This window comes from Pseudarthrobacter sulfonivorans, from assembly GCF_014712225.1.
Taxonomy (GTDB): domain Bacteria; phylum Actinomycetota; class Actinomycetes; order Actinomycetales; family Micrococcaceae; genus Arthrobacter; species Arthrobacter sulfonivorans.
The window spans coordinates 33,380-54,269 of the sequence record NZ_JACXBW010000014.1; the positions used below are offsets into that span (position 1 = coordinate 33,380).

The following is a 20,890-nucleotide window of genomic DNA, read 5'->3' on the forward strand; positions in this document are numbered from 1 at the left end:
ATGGCCGATGAAACCCCCGCAGACGAGGCCAAGCCCGTACAGCGGCCCCTGATCATGCGCTATGCGGCGCGCTCGGATGTGGGCCGCATCCGTGCCAAGAATGACGACTCGGCCTACGTGGGCCGGCATCTGGCAGTGGTAGCGGATGGCATGGGTGGCCACGCGGGCGGCGACGTCGCCTCGGCCGCGACGGTCCTGGACATGCTGCACCTGGACCACGGGGATTACGACGGCGATGCTGTCACCGTTCTCGCCGACGAAATCCAGACAGCCAACTCGCTGCTGTCCGAGCTCGTGCACATCAACCCCAAACTGGCCGGCATGGGCACCACCGTCACCTCGCTGCTGCTCGCCGAGGGGAAGCTCCACATCGCCCACATTGGCGATTCCCGTGCCTACCGCCTGCGCGACGGCGTGTTCGAGCAGGTCAGCGTGGACCACACGTTCGTCCAGCGCCTCATCGACGAGGGACGGCTGCGGCCCGATGAAGCCGAAACCCACCCCCACAAGAACGTCCTCATGCGCGTCCTGGGCGATGTGGATGCCAGCCCCGAACTGGACCTGGACACCATGGACGTCAAGCCCGGCGAACGCTGGCTTCTCTGCTCGGACGGCCTCAACTACGTGGCCGGACATGTCGTGGAGCGTACGGTCCGGGAGACAAAAGACCTCCGCGAGTGCGTTGAAACGCTCGTAGACCTGACGCTCGAAGCCGGCGCACCGGACAACGTCACGGTGGTCATGGTGGAAATCGTGGAGGAAACGCCCGACGACGTCAGCACCGCCGCCGTCGACGTCGTTCCGCCCGCACCGGTCACCGAAACCGAAACCGCGGATACCAAGGTTGAAACCGCCGCAGCGGCGGATTCCGAGGGCGAAGCCCCGCCGGTCCCGGAGCCTGCAGCCGGGAAGCCGGACGCCGGTGACCAGGCCACTTCCACCGATCCGCACCTGGGTGAGCACCTGTCAGCTGAAGTGCTTCGCCAGGAGCTGTCCTCGCGGCCCCACGAACTGGTCGGCGCTGCAGCCACCGCCGCGGAGTCCGGCTCCATTCCCACCATCGCGGGCCGCACCGTGGCCAGGCGCGCGGCCACCGTCCTCACGCACAAGGCCGACGCCCCGGCGAGCGAAGAAGACGAGATCCTGGAGCCGGCAAAACTGCGGCGCTGGGTCACCTGGTCCATTGCCGCCTCTGTACTGCTGGTGCTGACCGTGGGGCTCTGGCTCGGCTACGCCTGGACCCAGACCCGGTACTACATCGGAGAATTCGATTCCCGCGTGGCCATCTACAACGGGGTCTCGCAACGGCTCGGACCCATCCAACTTTCAACCCTCGAGGCCGTGACACAAATCCGGATGGACTCCTTGCCCCAGTTCTCCCAGCAGCGCGTGCGCCAGACGGTTCCGGCGCGTGACCTCTACGACGCACAGCGGATCGTCAAGAATCTCGAGGGGACCGGGACCATCGCGCCCGCCGACGAGTGCCTGAACGCGTCGTCGACGGCCACCACCCCACCGACCGCCGGAGCCACACCCACCGCGCCGGCCCCGTCACCGGATGCCTCCACTCCAGCGGCTGCGCCCACCCCGACCGCATCCACCAGCCCGACGGCCGTCTGTGGGGTGGGTCAATGACCCAGCTCAGCACGATCCCCAAGCCACGACGCAACGTGGAGCTGTTGCTCCTCCTACTTGCCCTTAGCGTCGGCATCGGTGCCAACATGCTGGTGGGCGTGGACAAGGAAAAAGCGTTCGACTCGGATTTCTGGTTCCAGTCCAGCCTTCTGGCCGTGGCCGCACTGGCGTTCCACGTGGTACTCCGCATCCGCGCAAAATATGCCGACCCGGTAATACTTCCGCTGGTGGTAGGCCTGAACGGCTTGGGCCTGGCCATGATTCACCGGCTGGATGCCCCGGGAGATGACACCGGTAACAACCAGTTGCGCTGGACTCTCATCGCCATGGCCGTGGCCATCGCTGTGATCTGGTTCCTTAAGGACCACCGGACGCTGCGCCGCTTTATCTACATTTCCCTTGCCGTCAGTGCGCTCCTGCTGATCCTTCCCCTGGTGCCCGGTATCTCGGCCGGGGAAATTCTGGGCGCCCGCGTCTGGATCCGGCTGGGCCCCATGACCTTCCAGCCCGGTGAGATTGCAAAGATCACCCTGGCCATATTCTTTGCCGGGTATCTTTCGTCCAACCGCGACCTGATCCTGCTTGCCGGCCGCAAGATCGGTCCCCTGCAGTTCCCCCGGTTCAAGGACATGGGCCCCATGATTACCGCCTGGCTGGTGAGCATCGGCGTGCTGATCTTCCAGCGGGACCTCGGCTCCTCCGTGCTGTTCTTCGGCCTGTTCATCGTGATGATCTACGTGGCCACCAGCCGGATCAGCTGGGTGGTGATCGGCGTCGCGCTGATCCTCGGCGGCGGCTTCGTCGCGTCCAAGGTCTTCTCGCACGTCGGCCTCAGGATCGACGGCTGGCTGAACGCCTTTACCGAAGAGGTCTATGGCCGCCAGTTCGGCGGGAGCTACCAGATCGTGGAAGGCCTGTTCGGGATGGCCAGCGGCGGCCTGGTTGGAACGGGACTGGGCCAGGGCAGGCCGAACCTGGTCCCCTTCGCCAACAGCGACATGATCATTGCATCGCTCGGTGAGGAACTGGGCCTGATCGGGCTCTTCGCGGTCGTCATGATGTACCTGCTGCTGTTCACCCGCGGGTTCCGGGCAGCCCTGGGCACGCGGGATGCTTTCGGAAAACTGCTGGCCTGCGGGCTGTCCTTCGCGGTGGCGCTGCAGTGCTTCGTGGTCATCGGCGGTGTCACGCGGCTGATTCCGCTGACCGGACTTACCACACCGTTCCTGGCGGCCGGCGGGTCATCGCTCCTGGCCAACTGGATCATCGTGGGCCTGCTGCTGATGATTTCGCATGCTGCCCGCGGCCCGGTCGACACGACGCCCCTGCCGGCGGGTAACGAACCGGCAGCCGAATCAAGCAACAAACCAACCGAGGCGGTGAAACCCCTATGAACCAGGCCATCAGGAACTCATGGGTCGCGGCCATCGCCTTGTTCGCGCTGCTGTTCGGCGCCATCAGCTACGTCCAGGTAGTGGGCGCGGATGATCTGAAAGCCAACGCCTGGAACAACCGCGCCATCCTGCAGGACTACTGCAACGACCGCGGTGCCATCATTGTGGGCGGAAACCCGGTGGCCGAGTCTGTCCCGGGAACCGAGCAGTGCGGTTTCCAGCGGACCTACCCGCAGCCGGAACTCTACGCCGGCCTCACCGGCTACTTCTCGCAGAACTACGGCGCCACCGGCCTCGAGCAGTCCATGCGTGACCAGCTTGCGGGAAGCTCGGACCAGCAGTTCCTGGACCGGGTCGGCCAGCTTTTCCTGGGCAGCCAGCCGAAGGGTGCCTCGGTTGAGCTCACCGTGGATCCGGCCATCCAGAAGCTCGCGTACGACCTGATCCCGGACGGCCAGCGCGGGTCCATCGTGGTCACCAACCCCAAGACGGGCGCCATCCTCGCCATGGCATCCAAGCCGTCCTACAACCCCAACCTCATCGCCACGCAGGACCCCACTGCGGAGGCGGCAAACTACACCGAGCTGAACAAGGTTCCCGGGATCAACCTGAACCAGAACGTCAGTGGTCCCACAGGCGAGATGCTCGCCCCCGGCTCCGTGTTCAAGCTGGTGACCACTGCCGCCGCCCTGAACTCCGGAAAGTACAACAAGGACAGCGAGCTGCCCAACCCTGCTCAGATGCCCTTCCCGGGAATTGCCTACACGCTGCCCAACTACGCCGGCGGCAACTGCTATACCCGGAACACTGCCAGCTTTGCCTTCGCCCTGCAGCAGTCCTGCAATACACCGTTTGCCAGCATTGCCCTGGATCTCGGCCGGGATGCCATCGCGGAACAGGCGACGAAGTTCGGCTTCGGCCAGGACGTGGGCGATCAGCTCAAGCTCGCGTATGCCAAGGGCAACGGCTTCCCGGATGACCTGGACGCGCCCGGCCTGGCCCAATCGGTGATTGGCCAGAAGGACGTCCGGGTCACACCGCTGCAGATCGCCATGATGACCGCGGCCATCGCCAACAACGGCGTCCAGATGAAACCCAGCCTGGTCAAGACGTTGCGGTCCCCGGATCTGAGGGTCATTGACGAGCCCAAGCCTGAAACGCTCCGCACGTCCACCAGCCCGGAAATCGCCAAGCAGATCACCGAATGGATGGCCAGCGCGGTGAGCCAGGGCATTGCCGGCGGCGCCGGGGTCCCCGGTGTCCAGGTTGCCGGCAAGACCGGAACCGCTGAACTGGGCAACGGCCTGAACAACTCCTGGTTCACCGGTTTTGCCCCGGCGAACAATCCGCAGGTGAGTGTCACCATCGCCATGGAAGGCGTGGACATCACCACCGGCGCAAAGCTAACCAGTCCGAATGCGAAGAAGATTTTTGAGGCGGTGTTGAATAAGTGAGGCCAACAACAGGAATCACCCTCGGCGGCAGATTCCAGCTGACCACGCGGATCGCGATCGGCGGGATGGGAGAGGTCTGGAAGGCCAAAGACCTCGTCCTGGGCCGAATCGTCGCCATCAAGGTGCTGAAGGAGGAGTACACGGGCGATCCCGGCTTCCTCCAGCGCTTCCGCGCCGAGGCACGGCACACTGCGCTGCTGAACCATGTGGGCATCGCCAATGTCTTTGACTACGGCGAAGAAGAGGGCTCGGCCTACCTGGTCATGGAGCTGGTCCCCGGCCAGCCGCTGAGCAGCATCATCGAACATGAGCAGGTGCTGTCTCCAGACCGCACGCTGTCCATGATCGCCCAAACCGCACGTGCCCTGTCCGTCGCCCACGCGCAGGGCCTGGTGCACCGCGACGTCAAGCCGGGGAACCTGCTGATTACCCCGGACGGCCGGGTCAAAGTCACGGACTTCGGCATCGCCCGCCTGGCTGACCAGGTTCCGCTGACGCAGACGGGCCAGGTGATGGGCACCGCCCAGTACCTCGCGCCGGAGCAGGCCACCGGCCAGGTCGCCACCGGCGCCTCGGACATCTACGCCCTCGGCGTGATCGGCTACGAGTGCCTCACCGGACACCGGCCGTTTTCGGGCGAGTCCCAGATCGCCATTGCCCTGGCCCAGGTGAACGATGCACCCCCGCCACTGCCCGAAAGCCTGCCGAAGCCGGTCCGGGCGCTCCTGATGTCCATGCTGGCCAAGGACCCCAAGAACCGCCCGGCCAACGCAATCAAGCTGTCCGAAGCCGCCGAAGCCATCCGGAACGGCGATATCAGCGCCGCACACGCCGCGGTTCCCGGCATGCTGCTGTTCGAAGCGGCCACCGGCCCCATCACGGCGCCGGTGGACATCGCCACAGCACCCACGGGTGTCATCAGCCAGAAGGACAGCAGTACGACGTCGACTTCCGCCCTGCCGGTGCTCGGCGCCGCCGCCGCGGGAGCCGCCGCCGGTGCCGCCGGCGCGGGGGCGGCCGACGCGGCTGCCGACGGCCCTGCCACCAGCGCCATGACCGGAGCCGGGAGCACGCTGGCGCGCGCAGACGCCCTGGCTGCGGAGCGGAGCTGGGTCCAGGAAGAAGAAAGGTACGACGACGAGCCCGCCGATGAGCCCGACCGCCGCGGCCGCAGCCCCTGGACGTGGCCGTTGATCGCCTTGATCCTGCTGGTCCTTTTCGCGCTGGTTGGGTTCTTCCTCACCCAGCAGGGGATTCTTTTCCCGGCCAAGGACACCACCACCACCTCCGCGTCCAGCAGCCCGCCGTCGACGAGTGCGAGCCCCACGAGGACCTCGCAGTCCGCGTCGCCCACGCCAACCCAGCCCAGCGCCACGCCTACTCCCACCACGGAGACAGTGAACATCATCCCTGAGGCATATTTGGGCGGGGATTACCGAAAGGCACAGTCAGAGCTCTCCGCCATGGGCCTGGATGTCACCATTCAGTCCCAGGTGGACCCGAACTCCACGCCGGACTCGGTCATCGCGCTGTCGCGGACCGGAAGGGTGGAAGTTGGGTCCCCGGTGACCATCACCTATGCCGTCGCACCGGCTCCGACACCCACCCCGACGCAGACCAGTGCAGCACCTCGCCCGACAGTTGCCCAATCAACCCCAGCAGCAGCCCCCACCCTGCCCACCTGCAACCTTGGCCAGCAGCCGGGAACTCCTCCTGCCTGCGTACCGTAGCCGCCAGGAACCAGACGTGAACGATTCGCCCCGCACCCCGCTACACCGTGAGGACAGCCTCCCGGTGGATAATCAGCGTGTCCTCAGTGGACGCTACGAACTCAGCGGACTCATCGGCCGTGGGGGAATGGCGGACGTCCACCGTGGACTGGACACCCGGCTTGGCCGCACCGTCGCCGTGAAACTGCTGCGGCCGGACATGGCCCGGGATCCTCAGTTCCGGGCCCGGTTCAAGCGGGAGGCCCAGTCCGTGGCCGCCCTGAACCATCCGTCCATCGTCGCCATCTACGACACGGGCGAGCACACCGTCGAAGACGGTTCCGAGGACAGCGTCCGGGTGCCCTACATCGTGATGGAGTTTGTGGAGGGCAAGACGCTCCGCGACCTGATCCGGGCCAAGGAAGTCAGCATCGACCAGGCCATCGAATTCTGCCTCGGTGTGCTCGCGGCGCTCGAATACAGTCATAAAGCAGGCATCGTCCACCGCGATATCAAGCCAGCCAACGTGATGTACTGCGAAGGATCCAATTCCGTCAAGGTCATGGACTTCGGGATTGCCCGGGCCATGGCTGATTCCGCCGCCACCATGACCCAGACCCAGGCCGTGGTGGGCACCGCCCAGTACCTCTCGCCTGAACAGGCCCGCGGCGAAACCGTCGACGCGCGCAGCGACCTCTACTCCGCGGCCTGCCTGCTGTACGAAATGTTCACCGGCCGTCCCCCGTTCATCGGTGACAGCCCGGTATCGGTGGCCTACCAGCACGTCCGTGAAATCCACGAGCCGGCAAGCAGCCTGAACCCGGACGTGTCGCCGGCCCTGGACAGCGTCCTGGCCAAGGCCCTGCAGAAGAACCGTGATGACCGCTTCCAGGATGCCGCGGCGTTCCGTCGTGCACTGCGCGCAGCCCGGGCAGGGGTGGCTGTTGCCGCACTCCCGGCATCCGAGGCCCCCACCGATCCCAACGACCACGTCCCCACACCCATGCGCGCACCGGCCACCGAGGCGTTTGCCGTCACCGGCGCCAGTTTCCTGGATGACGCCCCCACCGGGCGGTTTGAACTCGCGGACATGGTGGACGGGACGACTTTTCCCGTAGAGGCGTCCGCATTGGCTGAGCAGCGGGACGCGGACGAAATGCCGTTGGGCCTCCCGCCGGAACGCGAGCGGACCGCACGGCAGAAGTCCCGCCGTCGTACGTGGATCGCCACCCTGGTGATATTCACCCTGCTGGTCCTGGCTGGCGGCGGCCTGTGGCTGTTCCAACTGCTGAACCAGCCTCCTCCGCCGCCACCGAAGGTGGAAATACCCGCCGTCGCCTCAATGACCGAGTCGGCGGCACTGCAGGAACTCTTCGGCGCCAAGCTCCGCCCGAAGAGCCAACGCACCAAACACGACACCATCCCCGCCGGCACGGCGATTGGCACCGATCCGGCGGCCGGAACGTCGGTGGATCCCAACGCCGAAGTGATTCTGAATATCTCGGACGGTCCGGCCGCTGTGAAGGTCCCGGACAACCTGCCGGGCCAGACCGAGGCGGCGGCGCGGGACATTCTGCGGCAGACCGGTCTGGTAGGGGCCCCGTCCACCACCACGGCCAACAGCTCCACGGTGCCGGGCGGCCGGGTGATAACCACCAGCCCGGCGCCGGGCCAGATGGTGGGAGTGGGCAGCACGGTGGAGATTGTCATTTCCACCGGCAAGGTGGCCGTGCCGGAACTTCGTGGCAGCACACGGGCAGAGGCGGAAACGGCACTCAAGGACCTTGGCTTGGTGCCAAACGTTCAGGAAGTGGAGAACTCCCAGGTGGAGCCGGGCCGGGTGACGGACCAGAGCGAGACCGCGAACGCCACCGTTGATCAGGGGAAGACCATCAATGTGGTGGTGGCCAAGGCACCTGCACCGCCGCCCACGCCGTCACCCACGCCGACGCCCACCCCCAGCCCGACCCGTACCGGTCGCGGCTGAACCAGCTGCTAACCGCGGCATAAACCCCCGCGTTGCTCCGACTGCTTGACTTTGCCAGGGGATATTGGGCGTGGAGTGACCCCGCGTTGTTGACGCGTTTTCCTGTCAGTGCTGGATGAGCGGGCTCAGGGTGGCAGCACGGGCGGCCGCGCCGGTCATGCCGAGGGACTCAAGCCAGTTGCCCAGCATCCGGTAGCCGCCTTCGGTCAGGACGGACTCCGGGTGGAACTGCACCCCGCACAGCGGGGCAGTGCGGTGCTGCAGACCCATGATGACGCCGGAGGCCGTTTCGGCGGTGATCTCCAGGACGTCGGGGATGGTGTCACGCACTGCCGCGAGCGAGTGGTAACGCGTTGCCGTCACGGGGGAGGGGAGCCCCGCGAAAACACTGGTGCCGTTGTGCTCCACGAGGGACGTCTTGCCGTGCATGAGTTCGGGCGCGTGGGTCACTGTGCCGCCGTAGGCCTCTGCCAGCGCCTGATGGCCGAGGCAAACGCCGAACATTGGCTTGCTGTTCGCGCCGCACCACTTGATCAGTTCGACGCACACGCCTGCCTCGGCGGGGTTGCCGGGGCCCGGCGAGATGAGGACGCCGTCGCGGGTTTCTGCCATCTCGATCGCCTCGGCGAGGGTCACGTCGTCGTTGCGGACAACCGTGGTCTGGGCGCCAAGCTCCTGGAGGTAGCCCACCAGGGTGTAAACGAAGCTGTCGTAGTTATCTACGACCAGGATTTTAGTTGTGGTCATGGCTGGCTTGCTGCACCAATCGTTGAGTCGGTGAATTGGGTGAGATCGGACATCCAGGGAAACAAGAACTGGACCATCAGGACCAGGGCGCCGGCGATGAGCACCAGCGATGTGAAGATACGCAGCCACAGGGGTCCCGGCAAATGGCGGAAAATCCAGCCGTACATGCTCAGCCTCCTCCCACTGCCGCCGCCACCTGGGCCGCGATTTCGGCCGGTGGACCCGCCGAGGCAGGGCGCCAGCTGTCGAGCAGGGCGTAGGCGATGATGCGTTCCTCGGCACCGAAGCGCGGATTGCAGCTGGTCATGGTGAGGTAGCTTTCGGTCGGAGTGACGCCCGGGCGCGTAGGCACGGGTTCCAGGACGTCGGTGCGGGACGGCATCACGATCTGGTTGTTTCGGAACACGTAGATGTAATAGCCGTCCTTGGTCTGGACATAGATCTTGTCGCCGGGTACCAGGGTGTGGATGTTGTCCAGGACGGCGCCGTGGGTCTGGCGGTGCCCGGCTACCGCGAAGTTACCCACCGCGCCGGGCATGGCCGTATTGGCGTAGTGGCCCAGACCGAGAGTGTCCAGGACATCGCCCGTAGTTCCCTGCACAATGGGGCGCGTGTAGTTGTTGCTGAACCGGGGAATATACATGATGCCGATGGTGCCGGCTTGGCCGGGTGCCGTACCGACCACGGGGTCGCCGTAGTCCACCGGCTCCGCCGGCGCTGCCGGTTCCGCGGCGGACGGCTCCGGTGCCGCATTGCCCAGTTCCTGGGCGAATTCCTTGATGACGGCACTCTGCCTGGCGTCGGACTCCACGTTGGTCCACCACAGTTGCCAGCCCACAAAGAGCAACAGCACAATCCCTGCGGTGATGAGCAGCTCGCCGACTACCTGCACGGTCCCGCGCAGGATGCCGCGGCCGGGCCGCTCACGGGCGGGCCGCACGGCGGCGCGCCTCGCCCTCTCCTGCACTACCACGCGTTCTCCTCCGGGGCGGCCGCGCCGGGCATTAGTGCGCCCTGAACTGCGGCTAGAATTGACTGCTAGTAAGAATCCAGATTTGACCAAGATCGCGCAGACCGCTGGCAACTTCCTTCTTGCAGGATATCAAGCCCGCGGCGCCGAGCTTGCTCCAGTCCGCCAAGGAGAGCACGTGCCCGAGTCAAAGCCACGCCGGAAGACTTCCAGCGGAGCCCAGCCCGCATCCGCGACGCAGGCGTACAAGCCCAATGCAGTCTGGTTCAAGCCCGTCATGTTCGGCCTGATGATCATCGGACTGCTGTGGATCATCACCTTCTACATCAGTGAAGGCCGCTTCCCCGTGCAGGCCTGGGCGTCATGGAACATCGTGGCCGGTTTCGGCATCGCCATCATCGGCTTCCTGATGACCACGCGCTGGCGCTCCTGACCCCGCCCGAAGTCAGAGCATGATCCCCGCTGCCGCCGCTGCCGTCGATGGGGACGGCACCGTAATCGGCGACGACGGACTTGCCCGTCCGCCGTGGGCTTCCGTAGATCCACTCTTGCGTGAGTACTACGACACCGAGTGGGGCCTTCCCGTCCGGGACGAGCAAGGACTGTACGAGCGCATCAGCCTGGAGGGCTTCCAGGCCGGCCTGTCGTGGGCCACCATCCTCCGCAAGCGTCCGGCCTTCCGGAGCGCCTTCCATGGTTTTCAACCGGACACGGTTGCCGCCTTCACCGACGCGGACGTCGAGCGTCTGCTGCAGGATGCCGGCATTGTCCGCAACCGGCTCAAGATCAGGGCTGCCATCACCAATGCCCGGGCCACTGTCTCGCTCAGGGAGCGGGGAGGCCTGGTTGATTTCGTTTGGCAGTTCCAGCCTGCAACGACACCCCGGCCGGCCAGCCACACGGAGATCCCCACACAGTCGCCGGAGTCGGTGGCGTTATCCAAGGCCCTGCGCAAGCAGGGGTTCTCCTTCGTTGGCCCCACCACAATGTTTGCGCTCATGGAGGCGATCGGCATGGTGGATACCCATCTGACCGCCAGCCACCGGCGCGGGTCCTCGGGCGTCTGGCCCGCCTGATCCGGCCCCGCGCCACAGAAGTTGTCCCCAACTGTTGGGAAAGTTATCCACAATGTGCATAACGTTTGCCGCACCCAAAATCTCGCCTTCGGGAGCAGGCCCTGACGCGCGGAAGCGTGGCAGAAGTGTTCCTGCACACGGTTATTAACAGTGTGGATTAGCTGTGGATAACTCCGACGCCCAGGTTGCGGCTCATGATCCTACTCAGCGTTCCTGACGCACGGGATGGTGGCTAATGATGGACACCCGGTTGAAGGCGTTGATGGTGATCGCCAGCCAGCTCACGGCCGAAAACTCGTCGGCGCTGAGGTGCTCCCGCGCGTAGGCTTCCGCATGCTCGCTGGTTCGGTGGTCCGGAAGTTCGGTGATGGATTCAGTCAGGGCAAGCGCCGCCCGCTCTTTGGCCGTAAACAACGCCGTATCGCGCCATGCCGGCAGGACAGCAAGCCGCTGCTGGGTTTCTCCGGCCTTCACCGCATCCCCCACGTGCATGTCCAGGCAGTAGGCGCAGCCGTTGATTTGGGACGTGCGTACGTAGAGCAGCTCGATGGTCCTTCGGTCGATTCCCGCCGCTTCGGCAGCCTCCCGCACTTTCAGCCCCAGACCGTTCAGGGCCCGCCAGACCACTGGATGCTGCTTGTCGAGGAAGATGTGCTGGGTGGTGGTGGCGCTCATGGCGGTCCTCCTGGCTGGGGAGCATCTGCGGGTCAAGGTACACAAACACCTTCCCATAGCCCGGAGTTTTCCACTTACTAACATTCGACTAACCACAACTTATCCACAGTTGTGGACAACAATCCACAGGGCCGATCGGAGCAGGCCCTCCATGGGCCACAGTCCGGAAAATCGGGACACGTAACTATCCGTCTGTAAGTTATTAACACTGTGAATAACCTGTTGATACACCGCTGCCCGGCTGAGCCACTTAGGCCTACAAAGGCCGGAATGGGTAAGTTATCCACAATTTCAGCAAAAGTGGCCGCTTTTTCCACTTAACCACAGGCTCATCCCCAGAGGTTATCCACAAATGTGGACAGTCGAAACTCGAAATTTCGAAAAGTAGCTGGCTTCCGGGAGCTGAGCGCAGGGCGGAGATTGAACTACACGTGTGTAAGTTACCAACAGTGTGGATAACCCCTGTGGATAACTACGCGCGCTGCTGACGGACGATTCGGGGCCGACCGTCGCGAAGCGCCCCGCGCAGCACCTTCCCGGGCGAAGGCAGCGCAGCAGTGCACGGGTGGAGGGCGTACGGGCAGCATGAGCGTGAGCCAGGCCCTCTCGGAGTCGACAAAGCCCCCTGTGAGCGGCGTGCTGCTGCACTGACCGTGCTGGGAGAACTGGAGCTGGACGATCCGCTGCTGGGACGCCACGCAGAAGACCCCGGCGTCCACTGGGGACGCCGGGGTCTAAGTGAAGTTTGCCGCGTTATGGTCTAAGGGATACCGCGGCAGGACGGGCTTAGCCCGTGGTGACCTTGAACCAGCTCACGGCGATGAGGAAGATCAGCACGGCGGCTAGACCCGCCGCCTGGATCAGGCCCTGGCGGGGACCGCGGGGCGTGTAGGCGATCACGGCAGCGCACAGGCCGCCGGTGATCAGGCCGCCGAGGTGGGCCTGCCAGGCGATCTGGGGGACCACGAAACCAATCACGCCGTTGATGGCTATGAGAATCCACAGCTGCCGGGTATCGCCGCCCCGGTGCCGCTGCACCAGGAGCATCGCTCCGAAAAGACCGAAGATGGCACCGGAGGCACCGACGACCCCAGCTGGTTCCTGGCCCGGCACATAGAGGGGCGTAAGCAGGAGGTAGCCAACAGAGCCACCCAGCGCTGAGATCAGGTAAAGCGCCAGGAACCGTGCTCGGCCGAGGAGCGGTTCAAGGGCCTGACCAAAAATCCACAATGTGTACATGTTAAGGAGAATGTGGAGGAAGGAACCCTGCGAGTGCAGGAAAGCGGCAGTCAGCATCCGCCAGGGCTCAAATTGCCCCCAGCGTGGCTCGGCGAAAACGTTGGCATAAGCCAGGCGTCGAAAAACTTCGTCATTCGGCAACAACAATTGCAGCACGTACATCACCGCGCACAGCGCGATGATGCCGAACGTTACGAGTGGCTTGCCGGCAGCGACGGCGCCGCCGTATACCGTCTTGACGGCCGGCGTCGACCGGGCTGCTTCGTTGACGCAGTCAACGCACTGGAATCCGACGGCGGCCGCCCGCTGGCAGTCCGGGCACGCCGGGCGCCCGCAGCGCTGGCAGCGCACATAGGAAGGCCTGTCCGGGTGCCGGGGGCACACCGGAACCTGCGCGGACGGCTCAGCCGCCGGAATTCCGTAACTCATGTGATGGGTTAGAGCTGCTCGATATCGATGCTGTTGATGGTGACATCCTCGACCGGACGGTCGCCGGTTCCGGTCCGGACGCCTTCGATGGCGTCGACGACCTTCTTGGATGCGTCGTCGGCAACTTCACCGAAGATGCTGTGCTTGCCCTGCAGCCAGTCGGTGGGGATGGTGGTGATGAAGAACTGTGAACCGTTGGTGCCCTTGCCCATGCGGATGCCGGCGTTGGCCATGGCCAGCTTGTAGGGCTGGTTGAAGCTGAGTTCGGGGTGGATTTCGTCGTCGAACTGGTAGCCGGGTCCGCCCACGCCGCGGCCAAGGGGATCGCCGGCCTGGATCATGAAGTCCTTGATGATGCGGTGGAAGATGGTGCCGTCATACAGGGGCGTGCCGGTCTTGTCCTCGCCCGTCTCGGGGTGGGTCCAGGCCTGCTCGCCAGTGGCCAGGCCGACGAAGTTCTTGACCGTCTTCGGGGCGTGGTTCCCGAAGAGGTTGACGACGATGTCGCCGAGGCTGGTGTGGATGGTTGCTTTTGCAGTTGCGATGGCAGTCATAGCGCCATTCTTTCACGGCGGGTCAACGCGGAAAGCGGCTGGACCGGCAGTTCCGCGCTGGGTGAAATCGGCTGTAAATCGGCGGGAAGAATAGCCCGTGCAGGTCAATCCACGTAGGCTAACACCAGAAACGTCACATTAATCGGGAGGTAGTTGTGAAGAAATCGGATCGTATTGCCCGTGACCTTGAGCAGTCAGTCAACAACGCAGTTGAGTATGCGAAGGAGTGGGCATCTCCCCGCGTGGAAGCAGCAGTGGATTGGGCAGTTCCGCGCCTGCAGCACAGCCTGGATACCGCTTCTCCCAAGATTCAGGAAGGTCTCAAGACCGCGGCCCATAACCTTGCGGACGGCGTTGCCACGGTGACACCGCGCATCCAGGACGGGCTTGCACACCTCGCCCCCAAAATCCACGATGCCGTGGAGGGCACCACCCCCCGCCTGCACGAGGCCGTGGACAGGGCCACCCCCGTCATCCTCAATGCCCGGGACCGGGTAGTGGTGGAGTACCTGCCGCGTCTCTCGGACCAGATCGGCCACGCCTCGGAGGCTGTACACCGCACGCTGGAAAGTGCTCCCACCCACGTGGACGCCGTAGCCAAGCGGCTCACCGACTCCGGAGTGGTGCACGCCCTCCAGGAGCAGGCACAGACGGCCGGCACCCAGTTCCGGGCCGCCGCGCAGCAGGCCGGCAAGGCAGTAGGTGTGCAGATCGCCGAGCCCCAGAAGCCGAAGAAGCGCGGCTGGCTGGTGTTCGGCGTCATCGCCGCTGCAGTGGCAGCCGGTGTTGCGGCCTGGAAGGCATCGAAGCCGGTGGAAGATCCGTGGAAGACGCCGTCACCGGTCACGCCCACCCCGGCTCCGGTCCCGGCCACCACGGTGAACGAGGCGAAGGACACGGCAGAGGACGCCGCCAGCAAGGCTGCGGCCGCCACGGCCTCAGCAGCCGATGTTTCTGCCGACAAGGTGGAGGATGTTGCCGGCGACGCCCAGGTTGGCACTGACGAGGCTGGCGACAAGGCGAAGCACCTCGCTGACGAGTCGGATGACGCAGCGGCCGGCGCTTCCACGGACGCCAAGACGGCAATGAAGAACATCGCGTCCAACATGAACGGTTCCTCGGACAAGAACACCATCTGATTAGTCCGGCGCCGCAGCGCCGTCCATTGAAGGGGTTCCGCCTTGCGGGACCCCTTCAATGTTTTCCCGGAGTTTGTCCGGACTCCGCCCGGTAACCGGTGGGACAGACCCCGATCGGTGCTAAATTTGGACTGATGTCAGCCGATCAATCCTCTGGGGATGCCTTGAACGACGCAGCAGAGCTGCCCCGCGTGTCCATTGTCATCCCGGCCTACAACGAGGAAAGCGTCATCCGGCAGTGCCTCATCGCTGCCGTCTACCAGTCGGTGCCGGCCCACGAAATCATCGTGGTGGACAACCTCTCCACAGACCGCACCGCCGCGATTGTGGCGCAAATGCAGCTGGAGTATCCGGAAAGCCCCATCATTCTCCTCAGCCAGGATCAGGACCAGGGTTTGATTCCCACCCGGAATTTTGGCCTGAACCACGCCACCGGCGAGATCCTGGGGCGCATTGACGCTGATTCCGTGGTGGAGCCCGACTGGGTGGAACAGGTCCGGAAAGCGTTCCAGGACCAGTCAGTGCAGGCAGCAACCGGCCCGGTGGTCTATTACGACATGCCGATGCGGCGCTTCGGACTCAAGGCTGACGACAAAATGCGCCAGATGATGCTGAAGCTGGCCAAGCACCAGTACCACTTCCTGTTCGGTTCCAACATGGCCCTGCGTGCCACCGCCTGGGAAACTATCCGGGACGAGACGTGCCGTGATGAGAAGGACGAGATGCACGAGGACATCGACCTCTCCCTGCACCTCGCCGACCACGACCTCAAGGTCCAGTACTGGCCCCAGATGGTATCCGGCATGTCCGCACGCCGGCTCGAGGACTCACCTCGCGACTACCGGTACTACGTGACCCGCTTCGACCGGACCTACAAGGCGCACAACGTCAAGAAGATGGCCCTTAAGGCGCCCATGGTGGTGTTCTTCTCGGTGTACTTCCCGGCCAAGCTCCTGCGGGCGATTCACACGGTCAACACGGCCCAACCTGTCCGCCGCGGCGGACAGTAGCACCGCTGTTCCCCCGGCGGCTTGGGGAGTTCAGTCCGTGCCGAGTTCGGCGAGCCGGTCCGACGGCGGTTCGCCAGCCCGGGTGCCGTCCGCTGAGTCGGCACCCCGACGGCGGCTGAGGCCTGACCGCTGTCCCATCACCACGACGGCGAGGCCGGCGAGGATGAGGGCCAGGCCGGCATAAGTGCCTGCCGGAAGTGTTTCGTGCAGGAAAACCGCAGCGAGCAGCGCCGCGCCGGGGATTTCCAGCAGGATGATCATGGACACCAGCAGTGGACTCATGGTGGCCAGCAGGTGGTTGAAGGCCGTGTGGCCCACCAGTTGGGCACAGACGGTGATGGCGAGGATCCCGAGCCAGCCAACGGCGTCGAACCCTGCCAAAGGCTGGCCACTGACCAAAGCCAGCAGCGCGACCACAACTGCGCACATGCCGTAGCAGAGCGTGGTGTAGGTGCCCGTGGTCATGGTCTGCCGGGCCCTGCCGCCGGCAAGGGTGTAGAGCCCGGCCAGAGCCCCGCCGGCCACGGCCAGGACGTCGCCCAGGAACGCGTCCGGCGAGGAACCCATATCGAACCCGGTGATGGTGACAACCCCGCCCAGGGCAATGCCCAGCCCGGCCAGCACCTGCCAGCGGTGCCTGGTTCCGCGGAAGAGCTGGAAGACGGCGATCCACGCCGACTGCAGGCAGACCAGGGCAGTGGCGGCCGCGACGGAGGTGAGCTGCAGGGAAGTGATGAAGCAGGCAAAGTGAAGCGCAAGCGCGACGGCGGCCAGCAGGGACCAGCGGAATTCGGGACCGGTGATCCGGCCAAACTGCCGGGGTTCGCGGACCAAAGTGGGTGTGGCCATCACGGCGGCCCCGATGGCGTTGCGCCAGAAGGCGATGGCGAGGGCACTGACAGTGGTTGCGCCGAGGGTGGCGGCGATCAGCGGCCCGGATGAGGCCACGCCCAGCACGCCAAGGGCTGCTAGAAGGAGGTTCACTGTTTCACCCTACTGGTCGGCTTCAACGAAAAAGTCCCGGACAGCGTTTCCGCTGTCCGGGACTCTCTTATGGTGGAGGCACGGGGACTCGAACCCCGAACCCCCTGCTTGCAAAGCAGGTGCGCTACCAATTGCGCCATGCCCCCATAAGAAGCAACCCGTCAATCATACCCTAGAACGGTGAAGCCTTTGGCCAGCTTCCGTTCCGGGGATCCGGCCTATTCGACCTGATCGGTCGACTGGTTCCAGACTGCTTTCCGGGCTTCGGATTCCTGTGCTTTCCTGTAGAGCAGGACGCCTGCAATCGCAGCTGCGAGTACCAGCAACTTCTTCACATGCACCCCGTTCCGGCTCTGCCTGCCGCTAAGCAAACCGAACCTTCCATGAAACCTGCACAGGTTCCGTGGGCGTACCAGGACTTGAACCTGGGACCTCTTCGTTATCAGCGAAGCGCTCTAACCGCCTGAGCTATACGCCCCGATGCCTCATCGGGCCGAGACATGACTTTACAGCACATCCCGGCCCGATCTCAAATCGAGGCATTTCGCCGGCGAATTCCCGGCGAAATCATGGGATTTCAGTCGTCCGTAAGGGTCACGCCAATGCCGCCCACCAAGGTGGCAGAGATGTTGTAAAGCACCGCAGACAGCATGGACAGCGCCGTCAGCAGGACAACGTTCACCACGGCGATGATGGTGGCAAATGAGGCCACCTGTCCCAGGGACGCCACCTTCTTGAGTTCGAAGCCACCGCCCTCGGAACCGGCCAGGGTGCCCAGGAGGCTGTCCACCTGGTCGAAGATTCCCGTGAGGTCCAGGACCGTCCAGAGGACGATGGCAGCCACCACGGTGACGATTCCCAGCGCCACAGACAGCAGGAAGGCCATCTTCAGGACGGACCAGGGATCCACCTTGCTGACCAGCAGGCGGGCACGCCTGACCTTGGCCTTCGGCGCGGGCTTGACCAGGCCCGGCTGGCCCTGCGCAGCTGCGGGCCTCTGACCGACGACACCGGGACGCTGACCCGGCTGGCCCTGGACGGGGCGCTGGCCGGGCGCGGCGGGACGTTGGCCCGGGGCGCCTGCAGGGGCTGCCGGCCGCTGTTGCGGACGAACGGGTGCGTTCACCCGGGGCGCGGCCGCGGGCGGGGGTGCTCCGCCAGGGACGGTGCTGCTCGGCTTGGGATATGAGTCGGGATTACTCACTCGTTACCTCCGGTGTAGTCTTCGTTCGGCTCAGCGTCGCCGGAGGCGTCCTCTGACTCAACAGCCGGTGATGATTCTGGTGCTGATGCTGACTCTTCGGCTCCCTCGGGGGACCCGCCGTCTTCAGCCAACGTTACGTCATCCTCCAGGGATTCTTCGCCCTCGAGACCACGTTCGCTGTTCCGGGCCACCTCGATGATGCGGTCGTTTTTGTCCGGTTTTGCGAAGATGACACCCATCGTGTCGCGGCCCTTGGCAGGCACACCGGCCACGGAGGAACGGACCACCTTGCCGCCTTCCATGACCACCAGGACCTCGTCCTCTTCCTGGACAATCAAGGCACCGACGAGATGCCCGCGTTCCTCCTGGTACTTGCCCACCTTGATGCCCAGGCCGCCGCGGCCCTGCAGGCGGTACTCCTCCACCGCGGTCCGCTTGGCGTAGCCGCCCTCAGTGACGATGAAGACAAACGAACCGTCCGTGACGACGTCCGCGGCCAACAGTTCATCGTCCTCACGGAACTTCATGCCGGTCACGCCGGACGTCGCACGGCCCATGGGGCGCAGCGCATCGTCCGTGGCGGTGAAGCGGATGGACTGGCCCATGCGTGAGACGAGCATGAGGTCATCCGTTTCCGAAACCAGCTGGGCTGAAACCAGTTCGTCCTCGTCACGCAGGTTGATCGCGATGACGCCGGCCGAACGGTTGGTGTCGTAATCCTCCAGCCGGGTCTTCTTGACCAGGCCGCGCTTGGTGGCGAGCACCAGGTACGGGGACTGCTGGTAGTCCTTGAGGTCCAGGACCTGCGCGATGTGTTCGTCCGGCTGGAAGGCCAGCAGGTTGGCAACGTGCTGCCCCTTGGCGTCACGGCCGGCTTCCACCAGCTCGTAGGCCTTGGCCCGGTAGACGCGGCCCAGGTTGGTGAAGAAGAGGAGCCAGTGGTGGGTGGTGGTGACAAAGAAGTGCTCCACCACGTCGTCGCCGCGCAACTGGGCACCCTTGATGCCCTTGCCGCCACGCTGCTGCGAACGGTAGTTGTCGCTGCGGGTGCGCTTGACGTAGCCGCCGCGGGTGATGGTGACAACCATTTCCTCTTCGGGGATGAGGTCCTCGATGGACATGTCGCCGTCGAAGCCCATCAGGATCTTCGTGCGGCGGTCATCGCCATGCTTGGCCACAATCTCGCCCAGCTCGGTGCTGATGATTTCGCGCTGGCGCTCCTCGGAGGCAAGGATCGAGTTGTATTCGGCGATCAGGGCCTCAAGCTCAGCGTGCCGGTCCTGGATCTTCTGGCGTTCCAGGGCGGCCAGGCGGCGCAGCTGCATGTCAAGGATGGCCCGGGCCTGCAGCTCGTCGATATCAAGCAGCTGCATCAGGCCGTCGCGTGCGGCTTCAGTGGTGTTGGACGCACGGATCAGCGCGATGACTTCGTCCAGCATGTCCAGCGCCTTCAGGAGCGCGCGCAGGATGTGTGCTTCTTCTTCGGCCTTGCGCAGGCGGTACCGGGTGCGGCGCGCAATGACGTCCATCTGGTGTGTGACCCAGTGGCGGATGAACGCATCCAGGCTCAGCGTGCGCGGAACCCCGTCCACGATGGCCAGCATGTTTGCCGAGAAGTTGCTCTGCAGTTCGGTGTGCTTGTAAAGGTTGTTCAGCACCACCTTGGCCACGGCGTCGCGCTTGAGCACAATGACCAGACGCTGGCCGGTGCGGCCGGAGGTTTCGTCGCGGAGGTCGGCGATGCCGGAGACCTTGCCGTCCTTGACCAGCTCGGCGATCTTGATGGCCAGGTTGTCCGGGTTGGCCTGGTACGGCAGTTCCGTGACCACCAGGCAGGTGCGGCCCTGGAGTTCCTCAACATTGACCACGGCGCGCATGGTGACCGACCCGCGGCCGGTCCGGTAAGCGTCCTCAATGCCCTTGTGGCCAAGGATGGTTGCACCGGTCGGGAAGTCCGGTCCCTTGATGCGCAGCAGCAGCTCTTCGAGCAGCTCCTCCCGGGTGGCCGTCGGGTTCCTGAGGTACCACTGGACACCTTCGGCTACCTCGCGGAGGTTGTGCGGCGGAATGTTGGTGGCCATGCCGACGGCGATGCCCGAGGAACCATTCACGAGCAGGTTGGGGAAACGGGCCGGCAGGATGGTGGGTTCCTGGTTCTTGCCGTCGTAGTTGTCCTGGAAATCGACGGTCTCCTCGTCGATGTCCCGGACCATCTCCATGGCCAGCGGCGCCATTTTGGTTTCGGTGTAACGGGGCGCCGCGGCACCGTCGTTGCCCGGCGAACCGAAGTTTCCCTGGCCCAGGGCCAGCGGGTACCGCATGGTCCAGTCCTGGATCAGGCGGACCAGGGCATCGTAGATCGCGGTGTCACCATGGGGGTGGTACTGGCCCATGACCTCGCCGACCACGCGCGCACACTTGTTGAACGAACGGTCGGGGCGGTAGCCGCCGTCGAACATTGCGTAGAGGACGCGGCGGTGCACGGGCTTCAGTCCGTCGCGCACGTCCGGCAGGGCACGGCCGACAATAACCGCCATGGCGTAGTCCAGGTAGGACCGCTGCATTTCGGTCTGCAGGTCCACCTGTTCCACACGGTCGACCAGCACATCGCCTTCAAGTACGGTGTCCGGAAGGTCGGCGGAGTCCGCCGGGTTCTCGGGTGTCTCGTCACTCATCGTTTATAT

Annotated in this window: 19 protein-coding genes and 2 tRNA genes; 9 read left to right on the top strand and 12 right to left on the bottom strand. The window is 64.7% G+C overall.

Annotated features, from left to right (window positions below):
- The 5 genes from IAQ70_RS16965 to pknB are packed head-to-tail and all read left to right on the top strand — an operon-like array spanning window position 1 to window position 8,179.
- Entirely contained in the window at window positions 1-1,635 is a 1,635-nt protein-coding gene (locus IAQ70_RS16965; RefSeq protein ID WP_223860228.1) for a PP2C family protein-serine/threonine phosphatase, read from the top strand.
- Window positions 1,632-3,029 (top strand): FtsW/RodA/SpoVE family cell cycle protein, encoded by a 1,398-nt coding sequence (locus tag IAQ70_RS16970; RefSeq protein WP_190990500.1) that lies wholly within the window; start codon window positions 1,632-1,634, stop codon window positions 3,027-3,029. Before IAQ70_RS16965 ends, IAQ70_RS16970 begins: the two co-directional genes overlap by 4 nt.
- Window positions 3,026-4,483: a peptidoglycan D,D-transpeptidase FtsI family protein gene (locus tag IAQ70_RS16975; protein ID WP_190990501.1), complete on the top strand. Its 1,458-nt coding sequence runs from the start codon at window positions 3,026-3,028 to the stop codon at window positions 4,481-4,483. Before IAQ70_RS16970 ends, IAQ70_RS16975 begins: the two co-directional genes overlap by 4 nt.
- The gene (locus IAQ70_RS16980; protein ID WP_190990502.1) at window positions 4,480-6,213 is read left to right on the top strand and encodes a serine/threonine-protein kinase; all 1,734 of its coding nucleotides are present in this window, start codon (window positions 4,480-4,482) and stop codon (window positions 6,211-6,213) included. The genes IAQ70_RS16975 and IAQ70_RS16980 overlap by 4 nt, the downstream gene beginning before the upstream one ends.
- A 16-nt stretch (window positions 6,214-6,229) precedes the next feature.
- Window positions 6,230-8,179 (top strand): Stk1 family PASTA domain-containing Ser/Thr kinase, encoded by a 1,950-nt coding sequence (gene pknB, locus IAQ70_RS16985; RefSeq protein WP_190990503.1) that lies wholly within the window; start codon window positions 6,230-6,232, stop codon window positions 8,177-8,179.
- A 105-nt stretch (window positions 8,180-8,284) separates the two neighbouring features.
- Here the strand turns inward: pknB and IAQ70_RS16990 are convergent, their stop codons facing one another.
- The 3 genes from IAQ70_RS16990 to IAQ70_RS17000 are packed head-to-tail and all read right to left on the bottom strand — an operon-like array spanning window position 8,285 to window position 9,899.
- Window positions 8,285-8,926 carry an aminodeoxychorismate/anthranilate synthase component II gene (locus tag IAQ70_RS16990; protein WP_190990504.1) on the bottom strand — a complete coding sequence of 214 codons (642 nt, stop codon included), beginning with the start codon at window positions 8,924-8,926 and terminating at the stop codon, window positions 8,285-8,287.
- On the bottom strand, window positions 8,923-9,093 hold the full coding sequence (locus IAQ70_RS16995) for a hypothetical protein (RefSeq protein ID WP_190990505.1): 171 nt from the start codon (window positions 9,091-9,093) through the stop codon (window positions 8,923-8,925). Before IAQ70_RS16995 ends, IAQ70_RS16990 begins: the two co-directional genes overlap by 4 nt.
- Before the next feature lie 2 nt (window positions 9,094-9,095).
- The gene (locus IAQ70_RS17000; protein ID WP_190990506.1) at window positions 9,096-9,899 is read right to left on the bottom strand and encodes a class E sortase; all 804 of its coding nucleotides are present in this window, start codon (window positions 9,897-9,899) and stop codon (window positions 9,096-9,098) included.
- A gap of 175 nt (window positions 9,900-10,074) precedes the next feature.
- Here IAQ70_RS17000 and IAQ70_RS17005 point away from each other — a divergent pair, with 175 nt between their 5' ends.
- Together IAQ70_RS17005 and IAQ70_RS17010 are read left to right on the top strand one after the other, a co-directional pair.
- Complete coding sequence (locus IAQ70_RS17005; protein WP_190990507.1) at window positions 10,075-10,329, top strand: cell division protein CrgA; 255 nt, start codon at window positions 10,075-10,077, stop codon at window positions 10,327-10,329.
- Window positions 10,330-10,348: 19 nt separating this feature from the next.
- Entirely contained in the window at window positions 10,349-10,972 is a 624-nt protein-coding gene (locus tag IAQ70_RS17010; protein ID WP_190990508.1) for a DNA-3-methyladenine glycosylase I, read from the top strand.
- A 204-nt stretch (window positions 10,973-11,176) separates the two neighbouring features.
- On the opposite strand, the gene IAQ70_RS17015 is transcribed toward IAQ70_RS17010, so the two are convergent.
- The 3 genes from IAQ70_RS17015 to IAQ70_RS17025 all read right to left on the bottom strand — a co-directional run bounded on the left by IAQ70_RS17015 (window position 11,177) and on the right by IAQ70_RS17025 (window position 13,869).
- Window positions 11,177-11,647: a carboxymuconolactone decarboxylase family protein gene (locus tag IAQ70_RS17015; RefSeq protein ID WP_190990509.1), complete on the bottom strand. Its 471-nt coding sequence runs from the start codon at window positions 11,645-11,647 to the stop codon at window positions 11,177-11,179.
- A gap of 786 nt (window positions 11,648-12,433) precedes the next feature.
- Window positions 12,434-13,315 carry a rhomboid family intramembrane serine protease gene (locus tag IAQ70_RS17020; RefSeq protein WP_190990510.1) on the bottom strand — a complete coding sequence of 294 codons (882 nt, stop codon included), beginning with the start codon at window positions 13,313-13,315 and terminating at the stop codon, window positions 12,434-12,436.
- A gap of 8 nt (window positions 13,316-13,323) precedes the next feature.
- Window positions 13,324-13,869 (bottom strand): peptidylprolyl isomerase, encoded by a 546-nt coding sequence (locus IAQ70_RS17025; protein ID WP_190990511.1) that lies wholly within the window; start codon window positions 13,867-13,869, stop codon window positions 13,324-13,326.
- A 155-nt stretch (window positions 13,870-14,024) separates the two neighbouring features.
- Here IAQ70_RS17025 and IAQ70_RS17030 point away from each other — a divergent pair, with 155 nt between their 5' ends.
- Both IAQ70_RS17030 and IAQ70_RS17035 read left to right on the top strand, forming a co-directional pair.
- Window positions 14,025-15,008 carry a hypothetical protein gene (locus IAQ70_RS17030; protein ID WP_190990512.1) on the top strand — a complete coding sequence of 328 codons (984 nt, stop codon included), beginning with the start codon at window positions 14,025-14,027 and terminating at the stop codon, window positions 15,006-15,008.
- A gap of 134 nt (window positions 15,009-15,142) precedes the next feature.
- The gene (locus tag IAQ70_RS17035; protein ID WP_190990513.1) at window positions 15,143-16,018 is read left to right on the top strand and encodes a glycosyltransferase; all 876 of its coding nucleotides are present in this window, start codon (window positions 15,143-15,145) and stop codon (window positions 16,016-16,018) included.
- 30 nt (window positions 16,019-16,048) lie between these two features.
- Here the strand turns inward: IAQ70_RS17035 and IAQ70_RS17040 are convergent, their stop codons facing one another.
- From IAQ70_RS17040 to gyrA, 6 genes are all read right to left on the bottom strand, one after another.
- Window positions 16,049-17,002, bottom strand: coding sequence for a DMT family transporter (locus tag IAQ70_RS17040; protein ID WP_190990514.1), 954 nt, complete (start codon window positions 17,000-17,002; stop codon window positions 16,049-16,051).
- A 70-nt stretch (window positions 17,003-17,072) separates the two neighbouring features.
- Window positions 17,073-17,148 (bottom strand) — tRNA-Ala (locus tag IAQ70_RS17045).
- 72 nt (window positions 17,149-17,220) lie between these two features.
- Window positions 17,221-17,343, bottom strand: coding sequence for a DLW-39 family protein (locus tag IAQ70_RS22825; RefSeq protein WP_407682600.1), 123 nt, complete (start codon window positions 17,341-17,343; stop codon window positions 17,221-17,223).
- A 63-nt stretch (window positions 17,344-17,406) separates the two neighbouring features.
- Window positions 17,407-17,480, bottom strand: a tRNA-Ile gene (locus tag IAQ70_RS17050).
- 99 nt (window positions 17,481-17,579) lie between these two features.
- Window positions 17,580-18,206 (bottom strand): DUF3566 domain-containing protein, encoded by a 627-nt coding sequence (locus tag IAQ70_RS17055; protein WP_190990515.1) that lies wholly within the window; start codon window positions 18,204-18,206, stop codon window positions 17,580-17,582.
- A complete protein-coding gene (gene gyrA, locus IAQ70_RS17060; protein ID WP_190990516.1) occupies window positions 18,203-20,881 on the bottom strand; it encodes a DNA gyrase subunit A in 2,679 nt (892 codons plus the stop codon). The genes IAQ70_RS17055 and gyrA overlap by 4 nt, the downstream gene beginning before the upstream one ends.
- Between the last annotated feature and the right edge of the window lie 9 nt (window positions 20,882-20,890).